22 protein-coding genes and 1 riboswitch are annotated in these 20,608 nt (G+C 69.7%); of the genes, 15 read left to right on the top strand and 7 right to left on the bottom strand.

Annotated features, from left to right (window positions below; genetic code table 11):
• Positions 1-30: 30 nt before the first annotated feature.
• Positions 31-1,740 carry a flavin monoamine oxidase family protein gene (locus tag ABD858_RS05185; RefSeq protein ID WP_345034894.1) on the top strand — a complete coding sequence of 570 codons (1,710 nt, stop codon included), beginning with the start codon at positions 31-33 and terminating at the stop codon, positions 1,738-1,740.
• Positions 1,741-1,897: 157 nt separating this feature from the next.
• Here the strand turns inward: ABD858_RS05185 and ABD858_RS05180 are convergent, their stop codons facing one another.
• Together ABD858_RS05180 and ABD858_RS05175 are read right to left on the bottom strand one after the other, a co-directional pair.
• Positions 1,898-2,344: an LLM class flavin-dependent oxidoreductase gene (locus ABD858_RS05180; RefSeq protein ID WP_345034892.1), complete on the bottom strand. Its 447-nt coding sequence runs from the start codon at positions 2,342-2,344 to the stop codon at positions 1,898-1,900.
• 185 nt (positions 2,345-2,529) lie between these two features.
• Positions 2,530-3,234: a DUF5995 family protein gene (locus ABD858_RS05175; protein ID WP_345034891.1), complete on the bottom strand. Its 705-nt coding sequence runs from the start codon at positions 3,232-3,234 to the stop codon at positions 2,530-2,532.
• A gap of 112 nt (positions 3,235-3,346) precedes the next feature.
• On the opposite strand from ABD858_RS05175, the gene ABD858_RS05170 reads away from it, so the two are divergent.
• Positions 3,347-4,564: a glycoside hydrolase family 6 protein gene (locus ABD858_RS05170; protein WP_345034890.1), complete on the top strand. Its 1,218-nt coding sequence runs from the start codon at positions 3,347-3,349 to the stop codon at positions 4,562-4,564.
• Between the two features lie 20 nt (positions 4,565-4,584).
• Here the strand turns inward: ABD858_RS05170 and ABD858_RS05165 are convergent, their stop codons facing one another.
• Positions 4,585-5,634, bottom strand: a complete 1,050-nt coding sequence (locus tag ABD858_RS05165; RefSeq protein WP_345034888.1) for a LacI family DNA-binding transcriptional regulator — start codon at positions 5,632-5,634, stop codon at positions 4,585-4,587.
• Between the two features lie 181 nt (positions 5,635-5,815).
• On the opposite strand from ABD858_RS05165, the gene ABD858_RS05160 reads away from it, so the two are divergent.
• Genes ABD858_RS05160 through ABD858_RS05145 form a run of 4 tightly spaced genes read left to right on the top strand, consistent with a single transcriptional unit; the run spans position 5,816 to position 9,288 of the window.
• Positions 5,816-6,712: an ABC transporter substrate-binding protein gene (locus tag ABD858_RS05160; RefSeq protein ID WP_345034887.1), complete on the top strand. Its 897-nt coding sequence runs from the start codon at positions 5,816-5,818 to the stop codon at positions 6,710-6,712.
• On the top strand, positions 6,709-7,815 hold the full coding sequence (locus tag ABD858_RS05155) for an amino acid ABC transporter permease (RefSeq protein WP_345034886.1): 1,107 nt from the start codon (positions 6,709-6,711) through the stop codon (positions 7,813-7,815). The genes ABD858_RS05160 and ABD858_RS05155 overlap by 4 nt, the downstream gene beginning before the upstream one ends.
• Position 7,816: 1 nt before the next feature.
• A complete protein-coding gene (locus ABD858_RS05150; RefSeq protein ID WP_345034885.1) occupies positions 7,817-8,560 on the top strand; it encodes an amino acid ABC transporter ATP-binding protein in 744 nt (247 codons plus the stop codon).
• Entirely contained in the window at positions 8,557-9,288 is a 732-nt protein-coding gene (locus ABD858_RS05145) for a type 1 glutamine amidotransferase (RefSeq protein WP_345034884.1), read from the top strand. The genes ABD858_RS05150 and ABD858_RS05145 overlap by 4 nt, the downstream gene beginning before the upstream one ends.
• A 216-nt stretch (positions 9,289-9,504) precedes the next feature.
• Here ABD858_RS05145 and ABD858_RS05140 read toward each other — a convergent pair whose 3' ends face one another.
• On the bottom strand, positions 9,505-10,677 hold the full coding sequence (locus tag ABD858_RS05140; RefSeq protein ID WP_345034882.1) for an MFS transporter: 1,173 nt from the start codon (positions 10,675-10,677) through the stop codon (positions 9,505-9,507).
• Positions 10,678-10,747: 70 nt separating this feature from the next.
• On the opposite strand from ABD858_RS05140, the gene ABD858_RS05135 reads away from it, so the two are divergent.
• The 3 genes from ABD858_RS05135 (at position 10,748) to ABD858_RS05125 (ending at position 13,594) form a co-directional block, all read left to right on the top strand.
• Positions 10,748-11,887: an ROK family transcriptional regulator gene (locus ABD858_RS05135; protein WP_345034881.1), complete on the top strand. Its 1,140-nt coding sequence runs from the start codon at positions 10,748-10,750 to the stop codon at positions 11,885-11,887.
• Positions 11,888-12,070: 183 nt separating this feature from the next.
• Positions 12,071-12,778, top strand: coding sequence for a hypothetical protein (locus ABD858_RS05130; RefSeq protein ID WP_345034880.1), 708 nt, complete (start codon positions 12,071-12,073; stop codon positions 12,776-12,778).
• 441 nt (positions 12,779-13,219) lie between these two features.
• Complete coding sequence (locus ABD858_RS05125) at positions 13,220-13,594, top strand: nuclear transport factor 2 family protein (RefSeq protein ID WP_345034879.1); 375 nt, start codon at positions 13,220-13,222, stop codon at positions 13,592-13,594.
• A 63-nt stretch (positions 13,595-13,657) separates the two neighbouring features.
• Here the strand turns inward: ABD858_RS05125 and ABD858_RS05120 are convergent, their stop codons facing one another.
• From ABD858_RS05120 to ABD858_RS05110, 3 genes are all read right to left on the bottom strand, one after another.
• Positions 13,658-14,161, bottom strand: coding sequence for an AAA family ATPase (locus ABD858_RS05120; protein ID WP_345034878.1), 504 nt, complete (start codon positions 14,159-14,161; stop codon positions 13,658-13,660).
• 169 nt (positions 14,162-14,330) lie between these two features.
• On the bottom strand, positions 14,331-14,564 hold the full coding sequence (locus ABD858_RS05115) for a DUF397 domain-containing protein (RefSeq protein ID WP_345034877.1): 234 nt from the start codon (positions 14,562-14,564) through the stop codon (positions 14,331-14,333).
• On the bottom strand, positions 14,551-15,375 hold the full coding sequence (locus ABD858_RS05110; RefSeq protein WP_345034875.1) for a helix-turn-helix domain-containing protein: 825 nt from the start codon (positions 15,373-15,375) through the stop codon (positions 14,551-14,553). The genes ABD858_RS05115 and ABD858_RS05110 overlap by 14 nt, the downstream gene beginning before the upstream one ends.
• A gap of 209 nt (positions 15,376-15,584) precedes the next feature.
• A riboswitch (FMN riboswitch) is annotated at positions 15,585-15,715 on the top strand.
• 150 nt (positions 15,716-15,865) lie between these two features.
• Between ABD858_RS05110 and ribD the strand changes: the two genes are divergently transcribed.
• From ribD to ABD858_RS05080, 6 genes are all read left to right on the top strand, one after another.
• Entirely contained in the window at positions 15,866-17,047 is a 1,182-nt protein-coding gene (ribD, locus tag ABD858_RS05105) for a bifunctional diaminohydroxyphosphoribosylaminopyrimidine deaminase/5-amino-6-(5-phosphoribosylamino)uracil reductase RibD (RefSeq protein ID WP_345034874.1), read from the top strand.
• Positions 17,048-17,656 (top strand): riboflavin synthase, encoded by a 609-nt coding sequence (locus ABD858_RS05100; protein ID WP_345034872.1) that lies wholly within the window; start codon positions 17,048-17,050, stop codon positions 17,654-17,656.
• Positions 17,657-17,661: 5 nt separating this feature from the next.
• A complete protein-coding gene (locus ABD858_RS05095; protein WP_345044272.1) occupies positions 17,662-18,306 on the top strand; it encodes a nicotinamide mononucleotide transporter family protein in 645 nt (214 codons plus the stop codon).
• Between the two features lie 121 nt (positions 18,307-18,427).
• Positions 18,428-19,720 carry a bifunctional 3,4-dihydroxy-2-butanone-4-phosphate synthase/GTP cyclohydrolase II gene (locus ABD858_RS05090; protein WP_345034871.1) on the top strand — a complete coding sequence of 431 codons (1,293 nt, stop codon included), beginning with the start codon at positions 18,428-18,430 and terminating at the stop codon, positions 19,718-19,720.
• Between the two features lie 23 nt (positions 19,721-19,743).
• Positions 19,744-20,229: a 6,7-dimethyl-8-ribityllumazine synthase gene (gene ribH / locus ABD858_RS05085; RefSeq protein ID WP_345034870.1), complete on the top strand. Its 486-nt coding sequence runs from the start codon at positions 19,744-19,746 to the stop codon at positions 20,227-20,229.
• Between the two features lie 65 nt (positions 20,230-20,294).
• Positions 20,295-20,567 carry a phosphoribosyl-ATP diphosphatase gene (locus ABD858_RS05080; RefSeq protein ID WP_345034869.1) on the top strand — a complete coding sequence of 91 codons (273 nt, stop codon included), beginning with the start codon at positions 20,295-20,297 and terminating at the stop codon, positions 20,565-20,567.
• Positions 20,568-20,608: the final 41 nt, after the last annotated feature.

The following is a 20,608-nucleotide window of genomic DNA, read 5'->3' as shown; positions in this document are numbered from 1 at the left end:
TTTCTTTTCCGTGCAAGGAGTCCGTACCCCATGACGTCCACGGTGCCCACCGCTGTCCAGCACACCGATGAGCAGCAGCCGCCGATCACCATGTTCGGTCCGGACTTCCCCTTCGCGTACGACGACTACCTCGCCCACCCGGCGGGTCTCGGTCAGATACCCGCGACCGAGCACGGTGAGGAGGTCGCGGTCATCGGCGGCGGCCTGTCCGGCATCATCGCGGCGTACGAGCTGATGAAGATGGGCCTCAAGCCCGTCGTCTACGAGGCCGACCAGATCGGCGGACGGTTGCGCACGGTGGGCTTCGAGGGCTGCGCCGCCGCAGGTGACGAAGGTGAGCTGAACTGCGAGCTGGGCGCGATGCGCTTCCCGCCCTCGTCGACCGCCTTCCAGCACTACATCGACCTGGCGGACCTGGAGACGAGGCCGTTCCCCAACCCCCTTGCCGAGTCCACCCCGTCGACCGTCATCGACCTCAAGGGCGAGTCGCACTACGCCGAGACGGTCGATGACCTGCCGCAGGTCTACCGCGATGTCGCGGCGGCCTGGAACGCCTGCCTGGACGAGGGCGCCGACTTCTCCGACATGAACCGCGCCATCCGCGAGCGCGACGTCCCGCGCATCCGCGAGATCTGGGCCAGGCTCGTCGAGAAGCTCGACAACCAGACCTTTTACGGCTTCCTCTGCGAGTCGGAGGCCTTCAAGTCCTTCCGCCACCGCGAGATCTTCGGCCAGGTCGGCTTCGGCACGGGCGGCTGGGACACCGACTTCCCCAACTCCATCCTGGAGATCCTCCGCGTCGTCTACACCGAGGCCGACGACCACCACCGCGGCATCGTCGGCGGCTCCCAGCAGCTGCCGCTGCGCCTGTGGGAGCGCGAGCCGCAGAAGATGGTCCACTGGCCGCTGGGTACATCGCTGAAGTCCCTGCACGACGGGGAGCCGAAGCCCGCCGTGACCCGGCTGCACCGCACTGCGGGCAACCGCATCACGGTCACCGACGCCTCCGGGGACATCCGCACCTACCGTGCGGCGGTCTTCACCGCTCAGTCGTGGATGCTGCTCTCCAAGATCGCGTGCGACGACTCGCTCTTCCCGATCGACCACTGGACCGCGATCGAGCGCACCCACTACATGGAGTCGAGCAAGCTCTTCGTTCCCGTCGACCGGCCGTTCTGGCTGGACAAGGACGAGGCAACCGGCCGTGACGTGATGTCGATGACGCTCACCGACCGGATGACCCGTGGCACGTACCTGCTGGACAACGGCCCGGACAAGCCGGCCGTCATCTGCCTGTCGTACACCTGGTGCGACGACAGCCTCAAGTGGCTGCCGCTGTCGGCGACCGAGCGCATGGAGGTCATGCTCAAGTCGCTCGGCGAGATCTACCCGAAGGTCGACATCCGGAAGCACATCATCGGCAACCCGGTGACGGTCTCCTGGGAGAACGAGCCCTACTTCATGGGCGCGTTCAAGGCCAACCTGCCGGGCCACTACCGCTACCAGCGGCGTCTGTTCACCCACTTCATGCAGGACCGCCTGCCGGAGGACAAGCGCGGCATCTTCCTCGCCGGTGACGACATCTCCTGGACGGCCGGCTGGGCCGAGGGTGCCGTCCAGACCGCGCTCAACGCGGTCTGGGGCGTCATGAACCACTTCGGCGGAGGCACGGACGCCACCAACCCCGGCCCGGGCGACGTCTACGACGAGATCGCCCCGGTGGAACTCCCCGAGGACTGAGTTTCACCGGTACCCAGGAGGCCCGGTCCGCGGAGGCGGGCCCCCGGGACCAGCAGTTACCAACCCCCGTCGCCGACCGTGATCCGGCCGGTCCCGGGTGGTCGTAACAGCCGCCGCAGGCCGGTGACCCCGGTCTGCGGCGGCTTCGTTCTTCCGTTCAGATGCCCGCTGCCCGCGCGGCCGCGTACACCTCGGCCGCGACGTCGATGAGCTCCTCCGCGTCACGCGGAGTGCTCTGGAGCTCGAGGAGGATCTCCCCGACCCCCGTCTCGGCGTGCGCCGCCACATCCTCGACGATCTGGGCGACACTGCCCTGGAACGGCATCCGGCCCGCACCTTCGTACGGCTTCGGCATGTACGCGACGTTCGCCCGCATGCACACCTCCAGCGACCGCTCCCGGTCCGCCGCCGCGTCCTGGACCCGGCGCCAGTCGGCCGCCAGGTTCGAGGCGCCCATGCCGACCGGCATCCAGCCGTCGGCCCGTTCCACCAGCCGCCGCAGCGCGCGCGGGCTCGAGGCCGGCAGATACACGGGGATGGGCCTGGCCGGCTTCGGGCCGACCACGGACGGCGCGATGGTGGTCAGCTCGCCTTCGTACGACACCGGGTCCGGGCCCCGAGGCGGCTACGAGGACAACGTGCTATGCAGCGGTCTCCCCTCCGGCAGCCCCGAGGAATGCCTGGACTGCGCCTGCGGCCTCTACCTCGACGGCCCCGCGGCCCGACCCCTCCACGAACTTCTGCGGCGCAGCACTGGCATGTGCCACAAGGCACAAGGGTGTTGAGAAATCATGGCCAAGGAGTGAGCAGACAGCGGCCGACCAGACCCACGCCGGCGTCCATCCGGTCCCTGAACTCCTCGGCGACATCGGGGAGGTACTTGAGCCCCCACAGCACGCGCGCCGCCGACCAGGCGGCGTCCCTGGCGCGCTCAAGGCTCCAGGAGCCGAGCAGATGGGTGAGCGGATCGGCGATCTCGAGCAGATCGGGCCCGGGCATCAGATCCTCGCGGATGTGTTCCTCCAGAGCGACCAGCATGTCGCCCACCCGGTCGAAGTCCCCTTCCAGGGAGGCGGGTTGGCAGCCGAGTGCATGGCAGGTGTCGACGACCGCGAGGGCCAGGTCGTGCCCGATGTGCGCATTGATCCCGGCCAGTGCGAACTGCAGCGGCCGTACTCCCGGATGGCGCCGGTACTGGAACAGAGGCCGCCAGCACGCGGGCGGACGCAGCCCCGCGGCCGCCGTGTCCACGGCCGACAGATAGCGCTCGGCGAACAGCACGTCCAGGGTCGCCGCGGCCCGCGGATCGGGGAATCCGCCGTCGTCGATGCGTCGGCCGATCTCCTCGGTGACCTTCAGATAGACGCGGTTGAAGACCGCCACCCCGTCCGCGGCCGGCCAGGCGGAGCGGAGCGCGCGCATCCGCTCCAGCACCGTGCCGATCGGCGATCGGGCACACACGCTCGGAGCCGCGAACTGTTCGATCTGCGCCATGGGGGCAGGGTCCCAGCCCTAGGGTGGTTCGGGTGCCGACGAGCCGGGGCTTCCCCGGAAGGGGTGAACCAGCGTGCCCTGCCGGCATTCCGTCCGAGGGGGAAAGATCCACATGCCAGGTTTACGCTCCCAGCGACGGCTGGAGCGGTTGGAGCGCGGCCGGGCCAGGCGCCGCAACGCCATGGCCGCCCTGGCCTCCACCGTGGTGGCCGTCGCCACCGTCACGGGAATGGTGTCCGGACTCGGGGACGGCAAGGGGGAGCGGGACACGGCGAGGCCCGAGGTGTCGGGGAAGCCGACACTCCAGCCGCTGCCCGCCCTGCCCAGCCCCACCGCGTCGTCCGCGAGTCCGTCCGCCTCGCCCACGGGCTCGCCGAAGCCCGCCACGAAGTCCGCGAAATCCACGAAGTCCGCGAAATCCGCGAATTCCAAGGCAGAACAGGCAGGTCCGGGGCGCCGTGGTGCGGTTTCCGGTGACCTCTACCGCCATCCTGACTCCCAGGTCCTCGATTGGGTCCGTGCGAACCCCGACGACCCGAAGCGTGTGCTCATCGAGTCACGCATCGCGGCGCAGCCGGCAGCCGTCTGGTTCGCCGACTACAGCCCGGACACCATCACCCGCCGGGTCCGCGCCGTGACATCCGGGGCGGCTGCGGCCGGCCGGGTGCCGGTGCTCGTGCCGTACGCCATCCCCGACCGGGACTGCGGCGGGGCCTCCGAGGGCGGGGCTCCCGACCTGGCGGCGTACGACGCCTGGATCCGCGCGTTCGCCGCAGGGCTGGGCAGTGGCCCGGTGATCGTGATCCTGGAGCCCGACTCCATCGCCCAGTCGGACTGCCTGTCCGACAAGGAGCGCGCCGGCCGCTATGCCTCGCTGGCCCGGGCCGGACGTACCCTGCGCGCTGCGGACCCCAGGGCCAGGGTCTACTTCGACGCGGGCCACTCGGGCTGGCACGGCGCCGAGAAACAGGCGACGGAGCTGCGCAAGGCGGGCGCAGCGACCAGCGGCGACGGGATCTTCACCAATGTGTCGAACTTCCGTCGCACAGCGGACGAAGTCGCCTATGCGCGCCGGGTCCTGGCTGCACTCGGCGGCTCCGAGAACCTGGGAGCGGTGATCGACACCAGCCGCAACGGCAATGGCGCGCCACCGGCGGGCGAGTGGTGCGACCCGGCGGGCCGGGCGCTGGGGCGCCCTCCGACGACTCGGACCGGAGAGGCCCGGATCGACGCCTATCTGTGGGTCAAACTCCCGGGGGAGTCGGACGGTTGCAAGGGATCGGCGGGCGCCTTCGCGCCGTCGTACGCCTATGAACTGGCCGGCGGCTGAGCGGGTCGTCCGCGATCGAGTCACCCGGACGATCGAGCGCGCCGCGTGGAGGCCCGTACCACCACCGTGCAGGGCACCATCACATCGCGTGCCGGACGTCCGTCGAGCACGTCGATCAGCAGACCCACCGCCTCCGAGCCGAGTTGCCGGGCGTCCAGGCTGAGCGTGGTCAGGGGCACGTCCCAGTCCTCCGCTGCGCCCGACTGGTCGGTCTCGCGCATCACGCTGACCAGGAGATCGTGCGGGATGGCCAGGCCCAGTCGGCGGGCCGCGGCCAGCAGGGCCTGGCCGTAGGTCTCGTTGAGGCCGTGGACGGCATCCGGGCGGTCGGGGCGCGACAGCAGGCGCAGCGCCGCTTCGAGCGGCTCCTCCGAGGGGGCCGGGGATTCGATCAGCGGATCCTGGCCGGCTGTCGCGCACCATTCGCGGTAGAGCTGCTCGCTGTCCTGGGTGTACGCGTCCGGCTGGGGCCCGGAGAGCAGTCCGACACGGCGTGCGCCGACGTCCCGCAGATGCCCGAGGATGTCGGCCATCCCGCGGTTCAGATCGCTCTCGACGGTCGGTACATGCCCGTAACCGGGGTCGATGGGGCGCCCGTCGGTGACCACGGGCAGGCCGCGGCGCGCGCAGTCGGCCAGCAGCGGATCGTCGCGCACCGGGTCGACGATGATCAGGCCGTCCATCGGGACCCGCGCCCACAGCCCGGAGACCGGGTCGCCGGGGACGACGACGAGCGCGTAGTCGCGTTCGACGGCGGCCATGGAGGCTCCTGACGAGAGCGCCGCGTAGTACGGCCGGTAGGTGGCCTCCCAGGGTCTGTCGGTCATATGGCCGACGGCCAGACCGAGGATGCCGGTGCGTCCCGAGACCAGTCCGCGGGCGACCGGATCCGGTCGGTAGCCGAGCTCTTCGGCAGCGCGCAGCACCCGGTCGCGGGTGGCGCCGGCGATCTTCCCCTTGCCGCTGAGGGCGTGGGAGACGGTGGTGATGGACAGGCCGGTTGCGCGGGCCACATCGCGGATTCCGGTCCGCCGTCCGGCCGGACCTCGTGCCGTTCCCCCGCTGCTCATCAGGTGCCGTTCCCTCCGTGCCGTCCGCTGTTCGAGGTCAAGGCTGGCAGAAGGGAGCCCCTGGTCCAAGCCCTCTCAACAAAAACGTTTTGGTTTCTTTGAGGTGCGGGTATTGACGTGCCCAAAACGTTTTGGGCACTGTTGCGCACACCCCAGGACAACAACCCCCGAGGAGCGCTCCATGCGCAGCTTTCGCCTGCCCGCAGTGCCCGCACTCGCCGCCTTGCTGACGGCGACTCTCACCGCCTGCGGTGGTGGCGGAGGCGGTGACTCCACCACCCACACCACCGACTCCAAGGGCTCGGGGACCTACGGCGACTGCAAGGTGACCGGCAAGAGAGGCTCCATCAAGCTCGACACCGTCCAGGACGGCACTCTCACCGTGGTCGGCGACCTGCCCAGCCGCGGCTGGTGGAACGGCGACACGGTCCGGCAGATCGACAGCGGCTACGAGTACTGCATGGCCGCGAACATCGCCCACCGCGCCGGCCTCGACAAGCTCACTGTCCGCAACGTCTCCTTCGACGCGCTGGTCTCGGGCAAGTCGCAGGACTTCGACATCGCGCTTGCCGAGATCTCCATCACCGACGAGCGTCGCAAGGTGGTGGAGTTCTCCGCCCCCTACTTCGCCTCCAACATCGGCGTCCTGGTGAAGGCCGGAGCGGACGTCACCGCGGACAACATCGACGTCAAGCGGCTCGGCGTCAAGCAGGGCACCACCGGCGCCGACTTCGTACGCGACACCCTCGAGCCGGCGCAGACCCCCAGGGTCTTCGCCGGTGACGTCGAGCTCCAGGCGGCACTCCAGGCCGGCCAGATCGACGCCGCCCTCACCGATGTCGCCATCGTGCTCGGCAAGGCCAGGGAGTCCAAGGGCTCGCTCGCCGTCGTCGGCCAGTACGCCACGGGTGAGTCGTACGGTGCGCTCTACCCCAAGGGCAGCAAGAACGCCACGGCCATCAACGGCGCCATCGCCGAGATGCAGAAGGACGGCACGCTGAACGCCCTTTCCACCACCTATCTGTCCAAGGCATTCGGCGGCGACCCGGCCGTGATCCCCGAGTGGAGTGCCAAGTGAGCCTCGCTTCCGACCTGTTGACACCCAAGCGGACCGCGGCGGCGATCGGCCCGACGCCGCCCCCGCCGTCCCTGCCCCTCGCATGGGCCGCGACGGCCGGCGTCCTCGCCGTCGTCGCCCTCACCGCGGCCACCGCCTGGTCCGTACGCGACGCCCTGCCCGGAACCGGGACCACGGCCGTCGCCGGGGCGCTGGCCATCACGGCCGCCGTACTGCCCCTGCTGCGTCCCGCTGTGCGCGCACTGCGCTCGTCACGCGCGGCCGCGGCCGCCTGGACCGAGGAGCGCCGGGCCGACGCGCGACGCCACTCCTCCGAGGCCCGCGAGGACGCCTGGACCGTGCTCGGCTGGTGCCTGGTCGCGGTCTGCGTGCTCGGCGCGGTGTGGTTCGTACTGGCCAACGACCGGGCCGTGCAGCGGACCTTCTTCGACGGCGAGGTGATCGGCCTCAGCATCTCGGAGATCGCCTCGGCCTTCGGCACCAACCTCTTCATCGCCGTGGTCGCACAGTTGCTGATCCTGGCCTGGGGACTGGCGCTCGCGCTGGCCCGGATGGCACCGGGCCGCGCCGGCCGCCCGCTGCGGATGCTCGCCACCGCCTACATCGACGGCTTCCGGGCCGTACCGGCGATCATCATCATCTATCTGATCGGCTTCGGACTTCCGCTGGTCGAGGTGCCGCTGCTCAGCTCGCTCAGCCCGGTCTGGTTCGCGATCCTCGCACTGACTCTGACGTACGGGGCGTACGTTGCCGAGGTCTTCCGGGCCGGCATCGAGTCCATCGCGCCCGGACAGTCCGCCGCCGCCCGCTCGCTCGGCCTCTCGCGGGGCGCCACCCTGCGTCATGTGGTGCTGCCGCAGGCCACCCGCCGTGTCGTGCCGCCGCTGCTCAACGACTTCATCAGCCTGCAGAAGGACACCGCGCTGGTGAACGTCATCGGCACGATCGACGCCTTCAACCAGTCGAAGATCTACGCGGCCAACCACTTCAACCTCTCCTCGGTGACCGTGGTCGCGCTGCTCTTCGTCGTCATCACCATCCCGCAGGCCCGGCTGGTCGACCGGCTTGTGGCCCGTGAGCACCGCCGCGGCAAGGGAGCCTGACATGCCGTTCATCGAAATAGACGCCGTGCACAAGAGCTACGGGGGAAACCCTGTCCTCCGCGGCATCTCCCTCGACGTCGAACAGCACCAGGTGGTGACCCTGATCGGCGCGTCCGGCAGCGGCAAGTCCACCCTGCTGCGTTGCATCAATGCCCTCGAGGACATCGACGGCGGCGAGATCCGGGTGGCCGGCGAAGTCTCCTCCGGGCGCGGCACCGACGTGGACCGGCTGCGTCGCGACGTCGGCATGGTCTTCCAGCACTTCAACCTCTTCCCGCACATGAGCGTGCTGCGCAACGTCGCGCTCGCCCCCATGAGGGTCGGCGGCGTACCGCGCGAAGAGGCCGAGGAACAGGCCCGTGCCCTGCTGGCCCGGGTCGGCCTCGCCGACAAGGCGGACAGCCTGCCGGACCGGCTCTCCGGCGGACAGCAGCAGCGCGTCGCCATCGTCCGCGCCCTCGCCACCGGGCCGCGCGCCCTGCTGCTCGACGAGATCACCTCGGCGCTCGACCCCGAACTCGTCGCCGAAGTCCTGGCCATCGTCCGGGAACTCGCAGAAGGAGGCATGACCATGCTGCTGGCCACCCACGAGATGGGCTTCGCACGGGAGGTGTCGAGCAAGGTGTGCTTCCTCCACCAGGGTGTGCTCCTGGAAGAAGGGCCGCCGGAACAGATCTTCGGCGAACCGCAGGAGGAACGGACGCGGGCCTTCCTGCGCCGCATCGTCGAGGCGGGACGCCTGTGAGCGCCCCGGTGGTCCTGGTCGTCGAGCACGAGGACGGCACCGGACCCGCGATGGTGGGAGAGCGGCTCGTACAGGCGGGGCTGCGGCTCGATCTCCGCCGCCCCTGGCAGGGCGACCCGCTGCCCGGCAGCCTGGACGACCACGACGGACTGCTGGTCCTGGGCGGGTCCATGGGCCCGTACGACGACGAACGGGCGCCCTGGCTGCCGCAGGTACGGGAACTGCTCCGGCAGGCTGTCGCCCGTGACCTTCCCACGCTGGGGATCTGCCTCGGCATGGAACTGCTCACCGTGGCCTGCGGTGGAAAGGTCGGACACGCCCTCCGTCCCGAGGTCGGCCTCGTGGACCTGACGCCACTTCAGGAGGGCGCGGACGATGTCCTGTTCGGCGCACTGGGGGAACGCCCGCGAGCCGTGCAGTGGCACTGGGAGGAGACGGAGAACCTCCCGGCCGGTGCGGTCCGGCTCCTCACCAGCGAGCGCTGCGCCCACCAGGCGTACCGGCTGGGCAACCACATCTGGGGCGTGCAGTTCCACCCCGAGGTGCTGGCGTCCGACATCAGCCACTGGGGGCGGGCCGACGACACCCCGGTCCGCGCGCTGGGGCTCGAACCGGACGACGTGGTGCGCAAGGTCGACCACGACGAGCCGGCGCTGCGCGCGGTGTGGGGTGGGATGACCGACCGCTGGGCGCGGGTGGTCGCGTCCTGCGTCGCTCCGGCCGACTGAGTCGGTGACGCTCTCCGTTCGGGCTGGCCGGTGTGCCCGCTGGAGCGCGTCACCCGGCCCGGGCGTGGCGTGCGTCAGCGTCCCGCACCCGGCTAACGGCAGCAACCTCCAAGCCTGTCCTGGGGCACTTCTGGGGGCACCCCCAGTGGCAGCTGGGGGAGGTAGCTGGGGAGTTGAGGACGGACACGCCGGTCGGCCACGCGGCGCGCGGCAACCTCACTCCACCGGGGCGGCGGAGAGCCGACGCACGGCGCTGCCCGCACGTAGCACCTTCGCCCCCGCGATCAGGCCCGACGCGAGCAGCGTCACCAGGCCGAACGACACCACCAGTGACGTCAGATCGGCGATCCCGCCGATTGCCGAGGGAGCGATCAGGCCCGAGGTATACGTGATGGTCGCGACGCCTGCGATCGCCTGGCTCGGGTTGGGGCCGCTGCGGCCCGCCGCTGCGAAGGCCAGGGGGATGACCACCGCGACGCCCAGGCCGATCAGCCCGAAGCCGGTCATCGCGACGCCCGGGTGGGGCGCGGTCACGACCAGCAGGCCGCCGGCCGTGGCGAGCACCCCGCCCGCGCGTACGGTCCGTACCGCGCCGAAGCGGTCGACGACCCGGTCGCCCGCGAACCGCGCCACGGCCATCGTCAGCGCGAAGGCCGTGGTGGAGGCGGCGGCCACACCCGGCGAGGTGTCCAGTACGTCCCGTAGATAGACCGCCGACCAGTCCAGGCTCGCCCCCTCCGCGAAGACGGCGCAGAAGCCGATCGCGCCGATGAGCAGCGCGGGCCTGGGCGGCAGCGCGAAGCGCGGCGGGGGCTGCTCGTCGGGCGTGCTGCGCAGGTCGAGTACGCCCTGGCAGGCGAGCAGGCCCAGTACGGTCAGCACCCCGGCCGCCAGGCAGTGGTGCAGCCGGGCGTCGACCTCGGCGTGCGCGGCGACCGTGCCCGCGGCGGAGCCGATCAGTGCGCCCGCGCTCCACATGCCGTGCAGGCCGGACATGATCGACCGGCCGAGGCGGTTTTCGACCTCGACGCCCAGCGCGTTCATCGCCACGTCCGACATGCCCGAGGTGGCGCCGTACACGAAGAGCGCGAGGCACAGGGTGAGCAGATCGGGGGCGAAGGCGGGCAGAGCGAGGGAGAGCGTCCACAGCGCCAGCAGTCCGCGCAGGGCGATGCGGGAGCCGAAGCGGTGGGTGATCGCGCCGGACAGCGGCATCAGCAGCGAGGATCCGATCGCCGGGAAGGCCAGCGCGAGGCCCAGCTGGCCGGCGGAGACTCCGGCGTGGTCCTGGATCCAGGGGATCCTGGTGGCGAAGCTGCCGGTGACCGTGCCGTGTACGCAGAAGACGGCAGCCACGGCGTAGCGGGCCCGCCTCACGTCGGTCAACATGCGCCGTAAACTATCAGGAACCCTTCATGATAGTTAGAACTCGTCGTGTGGATCTGGAAGGATGCCCGGCATGCCCGCATCACCGAGCACTGCCCGGGCCATCAACGACCGGCTGGCCCTGCAGCTTCTCCAGCAGGAAGGCCCGTTGACGGCAGGGCAGTTGAAGACCCTCACCGGACTCTCCCGGCCCACCGTCGCAGGCCTGGTGGAACGCCTCCAGAGTTCCGGCCTGGTCCAGGTCGTCGGTGAGGCGGGCGCCGAGCGGCGCGGCCCCAACGCCCGGCTGTACGGGATCGTCGCCGACCGTGCCCACCTCGCCGCCCTCGACGTACGCACCCACAGCGTCACTGTCGTCGTCGCCGACCTGCTCGGCACCACCCTTGCCGAGGCCGCCCTGCCCATCGGCCGCCACACCGGCACCGGGCAGGCCGTCGAACAGGCCGCCGCTCTGCTGGAACGCACCGCGCGCGAGGCCGGTGCCGAGCGGCTGCACAGCGTCGGCATCGGTGCGCCCGGTCTGATCGACCCCGTCACCGGCGAACTGCGCGAATCCACCGGGCTGCCCGAATGGCACCGTGCTCTTGTCGCCGCCCTCCAGCAGCGCCTTTCCGCGTCCGTACTGGTCGAGAACGAGACCAACCTGGCCGCGGTTGCCGAGCAGCGCCTCGGCGCCGCCCGTGGTGTGGACGACTTCGTGCTCTTCTGGCTCGGCCAGGGAGTGGGTGCGGCCGTCGTCCTGGGCGGAAAGGTGCGCCGGGGCGCGTCGGGCGGTGCGGGCGAGGTCGGCTTCCTGCCGGTGCCGGGCACGGGCGCGCTGCCCTCGGCCACTGGGTGCGACGGCGGTTTCCACTCGCTGGCCGGCGCGGCCGCGGTACGCGAACTCGCCGCACGATACGGGGTGGAGGGCGACACCGAGGACGCCGTACGGTCCGCCGATCCCGAGTTTCTGGGCGCTCTCGCCGAGCGACTCGCTGTGGGCGCCGCGGCGGTGACCGCCGTGCTCGACCCGGGCTGCGTCGTCCTCGGCGGCGAGATCGGCCACGCGGGCGGCGAGGCCCTCGCCGCCCGCGTCGAGGCCCGCCTCGCATCTCTTTCCCCGCTCCGCACAGAGGTCCGCGCGGCCGCGCTGGGCGGGGAGGCGGTGTTGCGCGGCGCCCTCTTCGCGGCGCGGGACGCGGCGCAGGAGGAGCTGTTCGCACCGGGTGCCTGACCCGGCTGCACTGAGATTGATCTCTATCTACCGGGGCAGCCGATGGCTTTGAGGGTCTCGGACGCTGTTCTCAAGCGAGGTGGCTTTGGTGGAACGGAGCTCGCGCGATGGGTAGTGTTCAGGTGCCCGGGGTACCGGATACCCGTTCGGTCACGTGCCAGTGAGGGCATACAGAATGCGTCCATGATTGACGATTACCGGCCCGGTGATGTGCTGATGCTGGAGTGCCCGTTCACCGAGACCACGGTCACCGAGGTCTCCCGCTACTACGTCTCCGTACGGTGGCCGTGGCTGGAGGTGGACCCGCAGGCCAAGAACATCAGGTGGAACGGCCAGCGGGCGCTTCCAACGCCTGAGGCCCACGAGTGGGAAATCTTCCGAACGGAACCGGCGGAGAACGTACTGAAGCCGGGTGGCACATGCCTGGTAGGCATCCCCACGACTGTGGTGCACGTGTTGGCGGTCTATCACTTCGATCCGCCTCAGGTAACCGGCATGCTGCCGCGGCCCGCGTCCTACCTCGATCTCCTACGACAGGGTGACACCTATGACCCCGAGCAGGAGGACCAGGCCTACGCGCTTGATCCGGTCGGCGGTGAACCGATCCGCATCGAACTGCTCTTCCGCCCGTACGCATTCCTCGAACCAGGCGATGAGGTCGCCGATCGGAACGGGCGCGCCTGGCGATTCGGCGCGGCCTGGGACTGGTACCCCTTTGACGGTGAGCGGCCGGGCACCCCGGCCTGGCCGTTGGCTCTGCTCTCCCGCAATGGTGAGCCAACGCCCGAGGAAGCCTCGGCGGTCGCCCAGGCGACGGCGGTCGGCAGCCACGCGGAGGAACTTGATCGGTGGACCGGACTCACTCTCGCGCAACCAGCCGCCCATCAGTAGTGACCTCGCCGGGATCGACAAGATCAGATGGCCAGAGCACCATCAGCGGCCAATGTCCCGTCTCTTCGACCAGGCCGGCCCCGTGATCGAGAAGCGGATGGCACCTGAAACAGCGGCGAGGTATCGAGACCCGCTACGAGAAGACCGCGACCATCTACCTGGCCGGACTCCACGTCGCCGGCATCTTCCCCTGGTCAGCGAGGTGATCCAAACGAAAGCCTCCAGCCCTCGACGGGACGTGTTCCTGAAGCCGATCACGCGGCCTCGCCAAGGCGGGGCTGGCGGAACTCACGCCGGCCGTCGAACGGCTCGCACTACTGGCTATGCACCCACCGGGACTGCGAGGGGTCACAACCCTACCGAAGAGGGCCACAGAAGGGATGGTCCCCCAATGAGCTCGTGGACGATCGCGTTGGGCGAAATGGCTGGTATTACTGGTGCATGCACGAGGAGACCGCTCAATCCGCGATCGATACGTTCATCTCCGCTTTCAATGCCTCAGATGACAGCTATGTGACGGCTCTGTTGTCCCAAGCCCTGACCTCGGATGTGATCTTCTGGGGACCGTTGGGGCGCAGTGAGGGGATCGAGGCCGTCGAGCGCTTTGTGCTGGACATCCGGCACCACCCGGCAGGAAGTGGCACGATGGTCCGCTGTTCGGGGGTGGATGCGCCGGATGAGTGGGCCCGGTATCAGTGGGTTTTCACAACACCGGACGAGGGCCCTCGTCTGGCGGGGATGGACGTCGTCCACCTGCGGCGAAACCTCATCGATCAGATCGTCGTCTTCGCAGGAGAGATCCTGCCTTCCTCCTGAGCTTCCTGCCCCGGCACCCCAACAGAGGGCACCGTCGGTCGGCCGGCCGGCTCGGCGGGACCTTCACAGACGGGCCATCACTCGCAGCAGGTCGACGCGCAGCCAGCGTGCGGGCGGGTGCCGTTCCAGGTAGCGGCCGCGCCCCATACCGATTGTCTCCTGGAGCTGCGAGGGCAGGACGGGGGAGCTGCGTACGAGGTACGGGAACTCGTCGATCACGATGGTGACCGGCCGCTCTGCCGCCAGACCGATGACAAGCTCCAGGGCCTCGTCCCAGCGTGCGGGGCGGTGCGGGGCAGCGGTCCCCGTATAGTCGGCGATCGCCTCGCCCAGCATGTGGAGGGACTCGGCCTCGGACGCTTCGGCGGCGGCGAAGTAGAAGCCCCCCGTGGCCTCGGCAAGCGCCTGGAGCAGAAAGCTCTTGCCCTGGCGCCGCCTGCCGGAGACCACCCCGAGCCGGGGCCCCACCCCCTCGCCGGTCGCGAAGGCGGTGAGTTCGCTCCACTCCCAGTCCCGGTCGAACATGTCCGGCGGCTTGGGCAGGTACTGGGCCGGTTGGCGCGCCATGGTCTCCCTCGTACTTGGAGGCGTACTTCCTACGAGTACACCTGCAAGAGCGAGGAAGCGTACGTCCGGACACGACGTGGTCCCGGCCCGGGGTTACGGACCGCTGATTTCCGTGCCCCCGGCGGCCACATCTTGGGGATCGCCCAGTGACTACGACACTGGCTGTCGTTCAATTGGACCTGGTGCCGCCGGATGTGAAGGCGGTGACGAAGGGCAGCCAGATTGGCCGGGGGAACACCAGGGCGGGGCCGTGGGGATTCTTGCTGTCGCGGACGGGGACGCCGGCGGGGTAAGTGGTGCTGATTTCAAGGCAGTTGCCGACACTGTCCCCGCTGTAGCCGGACTTCTGCCATCCGGACAGTGCTGAGGCGTCGGGGATGACCATGTGCTCAGTGCCGTGCATGCTCGTATTCCTCTGCGACAGACCTGATCAGATTCAGGGACTTGCGGTGCGACAGTGCGTCGCCCAGGGCCTGATCGTAGGCTGACTGGCACTGTCGCACTACGGCAGGAATTTCCCAAACCTTGCCGGTTTTCAGGCCTTCCATGTAGGCCACGGGTGGCAGGTCCTCGAACCACATGAGCTTGACCGGGCCCTCCAGTAGCGCGTGATATCCCGACACATAGGGGAGTACGTGCACACGCATACGGCGACGCGACCCCAACTCGGCGATATGGGCGAGTTGTTCCGCCATCACTCCTGGACTCCCGATCGGGCGCCGCAACGCCGCCTCGTCGAGGAGGACCCACACCACGGGCGAGTCGAAGTCGTCGAGGATACGGGCACGTTCGAGACGTGTGGCGAGCAACCGGTCACGTTCCTTGTCGTTCCTGGCCGGGAAGCCTGAGCTGAGCACTTCACGCGCGTACGCCTCCGTCTGAAGGAATCCGGGCACCAGTGTGCAGGCGTATTCATGGATCACGGTTGCCTGGCCTTCCAACTCCGCCGCCGCCTCGAAGTGTTCGGCGACCTTGCGGCCGTCCGGCGTCGGCGGGAAGCGCTCGAAGACGCCGCCCGTCTGCAGCACCTGGTCGAGCCGGCGTGCGTCGTCCAGTGCCGGTCTGCGCCGGCCCGCCTCTATGTGGGCGATGTGCGTGCGCGACATGATCGCGCGTTGGCTCAGTTCCTCCTGGGTGAGCTTGGCACCCTCGCGCCGTCGTCGCAGCTCCTCGCCGTAACCGGTACGGGATCCAGGGTTGTCCTCGATTGCCATAAGCAACTCCCTGAGGCGCCGGATGAGTTGTCACTCCGTTGGTGAGCTTACCCGCGATGACTTCTTTCTGTGTGGGATTCGATACGGAGGGTGAGTGTCGTGAAATCCCGAGGCGTGACTGTTTCGTCGCCGTGCGTTGTGAGGCAGCCCACAGGTATACCCCCGCATGGCCGGCGATCAGGCGTGGCACACTGACCCTGTACCAGCAGCAGCGCACTCCGGGGTCGGTGTAATTCCGAACCGGCGGTTACAGTCCGCGACCCGTCCGCATCCAGCGGCCGGTTGACCAGGTGAAATTCCTGGACCGACGGTTAAAGTCCGGATGGGAGGCAGTGCGCGGCGGGCGACCCTTGGGGTGCGTCGGCCGTCTGCCGGTCGTCGTTCGTGGCGGCCGGTGTTTTCGGCCTTCGGTGTTTCCCGTGAGGTCTGTCCGCTCTTCTGTCGTCATCGACAGCCCCGGAGTCCGTGCCCGAAGAGGCAGGAGGACCCGGTGGCCACCGCAGCCGACGCATACGCCATGCGCCGAGCGATTGAGCTCGCCGCGCGCGGACTCGGCTCCACCAGCCCCAATCCGGTCGTCGGGTGCGTGATCCTCGACGCCTCCGGTGAGCGCGTGGGGGAGGGGTACCACCAGCGCGCCGGCGGCCCGCATGCCGAGGTCCACGCTCTGCGTCGGGCGGGCGTGCCGGCCTGCGGCGGCACCGCATTCGTCACTCTGGAGCCCTGCAACCACACCGGCCGCACCGGCCCCTGCTCGCAGGCGTTGATCGACGCCGGGATCGCCCGCGTCGTGTATGCCGTCTCCGATCCGAACCTTCAGGCCACGGGCGGTGCGGAGGCTCTGCGCGCGGCGGGGGTCCAGGTGGAGCACGGCCTCCTCGCCGAGGAGGCCGAAGCGGTCAACGCCGCCTGGCTGACCTCCGTACGCCTCGGCCGTCCGTATGTCGTGTGGAAGTACGCCGCCACGCTGGACGGCCGGATCGCCGCGGCTGACGGCTCCAGCCGCTGGATCACCTCGGCCGAGTCACGCGCCGACGTCCACCGGCTGCGCGCCGAGGCCGACGCGGTCGTGGTCGGCTCCGGTACGGCCCGTGCGGACGACCCGCATCTCGCCGTGCGTGGCATCGCGGGTGCCGCACAGCCGCTGCGGGTCGTCGTCGACACCAACGGCACCGCCGTGAAGCCCGGTGCCCGGGTGCTGGACGACGCGGCGCCGACCCTCGTCGCCGTCGCGGAGGATGTGGAGTGCGACCTGCCGGCCGAGGTCGTACGCCTGCCGCGTACGGCGAAGGGCATCGACATTCCCGCGCTGCTGGCTGTCCTGCACGAGCGGAACGTCCGTTCCGTACTCCTTGAGGGCGGCCCGACCCTAGCCGCCGCCTTCGTCGCCGCGGGCGCCGTCGACAAGGTCGTCGGCTACCTCGCTCCGGCCTTCCTCGGCGGGGGCCCCTCGGCCCTCGCCGACGCCGGAATCACCAGCATCACCGAAGCGTTGCGGCTCGACATCACCGAGGCCGTACGCATCGGACCCGATCTGCGTATCACCGCCCACCCGATTCCGGCTTCCGTCGACACAGGCGGCGCCTTGTCGGGCCCCTGGCGGGGGTCCGGGGATCGTCCCCCGGGCAAGCACAGCCCTGCCGTCTCCACCGAAGCCCCCAAGGAGCACTGAGTGTTCACCGGAATCGTCGAAGAACTGGGCGAGGTCACCGCCGTCGAGCAGCTCGCGGACGCGTCCCGCTTCCGTTTGCGCGGACCCGTCGTCACCGAAGGCGCGAAGCACGGCGATTCGATCGCTGTCAACGGCGTCTGCCTGACGGTGGTCGACACCGAGGACGGCCAGTTCACCGCCGATGTGATGGCCGAGACACTGAAGCGTTCCAGCCTCGGTGCGCTCACCGTCGGCTCGCGGGTCAACCTGGAGCGCCCGATGGCCGTCGGCGGCCGCCTGGGCGGGCACATCGTGCAGGGCCATGTGGACGGCACCGGCACGATCCTGGCGCGCACGCCCTCCGAGAACTGGGAGATCGTCAAGATCTCGCTCCCGGCCGAACTCACCCGTTACGTCGTCGAGAAGGGGTCCATTACTGTCGACGGTGTCTCTCTCACGGTCGTCGACGCGGGACGGGAGCACTTCACCGTCAGCCTCATCCCCACCACCCTCGCGCTGACCACGCTCGGCATCAAGCAGCCCGGCGACCCCGTCAACCTCGAGGTCGACGTCATCGCCAAGTACGTCGAGCGGCTGCTCGGCGTCACGGGTGAGGAGTCCGCGAAGTGAGCGCTGTGACCTGGCTCAACTCCGAGGCCTTCACGGTCTTCGACCAGCACATCAAGTGGTCCGACATGGTCGGCAACACGATGGGGCTGTTCGCCCTCGCCCTCGGCTGGCGGCGCTCCATATGGACCTGGCCCACCCAGTTCCTGTCGGGCGTGATTCTCTTCGTGGCCTTCGCGGCGGGCCATCTGTCGGGCAGTGCCGGCAAGCAGGTCGTGGTCATGGTCGTGGCCCTGTGGGGCTGGGCGAAGTGGACGCGCGGCAAGCGGCAGGCCCAGGACGGCTCCCTCGCCGTCCGGTTCGCCACCTGGCGTGAACGCGGCTTTCTGCTGGGCGGTGCCGCGCTCGGCACCCTGGCGGTCGGCGCACTGTTCACCGCCTTCCCGACCCTGTCGTGGGATCCGTGGCCGGACGCGTACGTGTTCGTCGGCACGGTCGTCGCCATGTACGCCCAGGCCCGGGGCATGGTCGAGTTCTGGTTCGCCTGGCTCCTGGTCGACGTGGTGGGCGTGCCCCTCGCCTTCACCAACGGCTACGCCTTCTCCGGCCTCGTCTATGTCATCTACGGCGCGCTCGTCCTGTGGGGCGCTCACGACTGGTACCAGCGCTCTCGTACCAGCGCGAAGCCCGCTCTGGAAGGAGCCATGCTGTGAGCGACGCACGCGCGGCCGCCGGGCCGCAGATGACAACGATGGCCGCACCTCTGCGCCGCGCGGGCGGAGATGAGGGCATCCCCAGGCCGAAGGCTCTGGGGGAGAACGAAAGGGGGATGGCATGACCGCCCTGCCCACCACCTGGTACGACACCGACAACGTCGAGGACTTCGCCCTCGACCCCGTCGAGCAGGCCATCCGTGACATCGCCGCCGGCCGGCCCGTCGTGGTCGTCGACGACGAGGACCGCGAGAACGAGGGCGACCTCGTCATCGCTGCGGAGAAGGCCACGCCCGAGATCGTCGCCTTCATGATGAGCGAGTGCCGCGGCCTGATCTGCGCGCCCATGGAGGGCGAGGAGCTCGACCGGCTCCGGCTGCCGCAGATGGTCGAGCACAACACCGAGTCGATGCGTACGGCCTTCACCGTCTCCGTCGACGCGACCGCCGCGCACGGGGTGTCCACCGGCATCTCCGCCGCCGACCGGGCCACCACCCTCCAGCTGCTGGCGAGCGGCGAGGCGGAGCCGGGCGACTTCGTACGGCCGGGCCATGTCTTCCCGCTGCGCGCCAAGTCCGGTGGCGTCCTCGTCCGCAACGGCCACACCGAGGCCGCCGTGGACCTGGCCAGGCTCGCGGGACTGCGTCCGGCCGGCGCGATCGTGGAGATCGCCGGTGAGGACGGCGTGATGATGCGGCTGCCCGAACTGATCCCGTTCGCCCGCAAGCACGGCCTGACGATCATCTCCATCGAGGACCTGATCGCCTACCGCCGCAGCTCCGAGCCCACCGTCCGCCGCGAGGCCGAGGTCAACCTCCCCACCGCACACGGCGAGTTCACCGCCTATGGCTACCGCTCCACCGTGGACGGCGTCGAGCATGTCGCCCTGGTCCACGGCGAGATCGGCGACGGCGAGGAGGTGCTGGTCCGCGTCCACTCCGAATGTCTGACCGGCGACATCTTCCACTCGCTGCGCTGCGACTGCGGCCCTCAGCTGCGGGCCTCCATGGAGCGGGTCACCGCCGAGGGGCGTGGAGTGATCGTCTATCTGCGCGGCCACGAGGGGCGCGGCATCGGCCTGATGTCCAAGTTGCGCGCGTACGAACTCCAGGAGCGCGGCCACGACACCCTGGACGCCAATCTGGAGCTCGGTCTGCCCGCCGACGCCCGGGACTACGGCGCAGGTGCGCAGATCCTCGCCGACCTGGGCGTGCACAGCCTGCGGCTGATGACCAACAACCCCGACAAGATCACCGCACTCGTCCGGCACGGCCTGAAGGTCACCGAGCGGGAGCCCATGCCCGTCAAGGCGGGCGAGCACAATCTCCGGTACCTGCGCACCAAGCGGGACCGGATGGGACACGACCTGCCCTGGCTCGACGCGTCCACCGCGTCCGCCTGCGGCAACCAGTGAGCAGAGAGACCTCGAGGAGAAACGTGAGCGGCAAGGGCGCACCCGAACTGTCCGTACGCAACTGCGGAGACCTGCGCGTCGCGGTGATCGCGGCGCAGTGGCACGAGAAGGTCATGGACGGCCTCGTCGACGGCGCGCTGCGCGCGCTGCACGAGCTCGGCATCGACGAGCCGACCCTGCTGCGGGTCCCCGGCAGTTTCGAGCTCCCGGTGGTCGCCAAGGTCCTGGCCGGTCGCGGCTACGACGCGATCGTCGCACTCGGCGTGGTCATCCGCGGCGGCACCCCGCATTTCGACTACGTGTGCCAGGGCGTCACCAACGGACTCACCCGGGTCTCCGTGGAGACCGGTGTTCCGGTCGGCTTCGGCGTACTGACCTGCGACAACGAGGAGCAGGCGCTGGACCGGGCCGGACTGGAGGGCTCCAGCGAGGACAAGGGCCACGAGGCCGTGACCGCCGCGGTCGCCACCGCGGCCACGCTGCGCACGGTCAGCGAACCCTGGCGCTGAGAAGATCTTGGTCCGTGAACGTCGGCGCGGGGAGCGCAGCGGGACCCCGTACTCTTGGATCCATCATGGCCAACAAAACCTTCGAAGAGCTCTTCACCGAGCTCCAGTACAAGGCCGCCAACGGCGACCCCTCGACCTCCCGCACCGCCGAGCTGGTGGGCAAGGGCGTCCATGCCATCGGCAAGAAGGTCGTCGAGGAGGCCGCCGAGGTGTGGATGGCCGCCGAGTACGAGGGCAAGGAAGCCGCCGCCGAGGAAATCTCCCAGCTGCTCTACCACGTACAACTCATGATGGTCGCGCGTGGAATCTCCCTCGACGACGTCTACGCCCACCTCTGATCCCCCCAGTCAGCACGCAACACACACTCCCCACGCGAAAC

This window comes from Streptomyces sannanensis (assembly GCF_039536205.1).
GTDB classification, from domain to species: Bacteria; Actinomycetota; Actinomycetes; order Streptomycetales; family Streptomycetaceae; genus Streptomyces; species Streptomyces sannanensis.
Note: the sequence above shows the minus strand (reverse complement) of the source record. Positions and strands in the feature narration are given on the sequence as shown.

What these genes read in the sequence shown, in the direction of transcription:
- ABD858_RS05185 (WP_345034894.1), top strand. Translation starts at nt 31, where the DNA reads ATGACGTCCACGGTGCCCACCGCTGTCCAGCACACCGATGAGCAGCAG.
- ABD858_RS05175 (WP_345034891.1), bottom strand. Translation starts at nt 3,234, where the DNA reads ATGGCGCAGATCGAACAGTTCGCGGCTCCGAGCGTGTGTGCCCGATCG.
- ABD858_RS05170 (WP_345034890.1), top strand. Translation starts at nt 3,347, where the DNA reads ATGCCAGGTTTACGCTCCCAGCGACGGCTGGAGCGGTTGGAGCGCGGC.
- ABD858_RS05165 (WP_345034888.1), bottom strand. Translation starts at nt 5,634, where the DNA reads ATGAGCAGCGGGGGAACGGCACGAGGTCCGGCCGGACGGCGGACCGGA.
- ABD858_RS05160 (WP_345034887.1), top strand. Translation starts at nt 5,816, where the DNA reads ATGCGCAGCTTTCGCCTGCCCGCAGTGCCCGCACTCGCCGCCTTGCTG.
- ABD858_RS05150 (WP_345034885.1), top strand. Translation starts at nt 7,817, where the DNA reads ATGCCGTTCATCGAAATAGACGCCGTGCACAAGAGCTACGGGGGAAAC.
- ABD858_RS05140 (WP_345034882.1), bottom strand. Translation starts at nt 10,677, where the DNA reads ATGTTGACCGACGTGAGGCGGGCCCGCTACGCCGTGGCTGCCGTCTTC.
- ABD858_RS05135 (WP_345034881.1), top strand. Translation starts at nt 10,748, where the DNA reads ATGCCCGCATCACCGAGCACTGCCCGGGCCATCAACGACCGGCTGGCC.
- ABD858_RS05130 (WP_345034880.1), top strand. Translation starts at nt 12,071, where the DNA reads ATGATTGACGATTACCGGCCCGGTGATGTGCTGATGCTGGAGTGCCCG.
- ABD858_RS05125 (WP_345034879.1), top strand. Translation starts at nt 13,220, where the DNA reads ATGCACGAGGAGACCGCTCAATCCGCGATCGATACGTTCATCTCCGCT.
- ABD858_RS05120 (WP_345034878.1), bottom strand. Translation starts at nt 14,161, where the DNA reads ATGGCGCGCCAACCGGCCCAGTACCTGCCCAAGCCGCCGGACATGTTC.
- ABD858_RS05115 (WP_345034877.1), bottom strand. Translation starts at nt 14,564, where the DNA reads ATGCACGGCACTGAGCACATGGTCATCCCCGACGCCTCAGCACTGTCC.
- ABD858_RS05110 (WP_345034875.1), bottom strand. Translation starts at nt 15,375, where the DNA reads ATGGCAATCGAGGACAACCCTGGATCCCGTACCGGTTACGGCGAGGAG.
- ABD858_RS05090 (WP_345034871.1), top strand. Translation starts at nt 18,428, where the DNA reads ATGACCGCCCTGCCCACCACCTGGTACGACACCGACAACGTCGAGGAC.
- ABD858_RS05080 (WP_345034869.1), top strand. Translation starts at nt 20,295, where the DNA reads ATGGCCAACAAAACCTTCGAAGAGCTCTTCACCGAGCTCCAGTACAAG.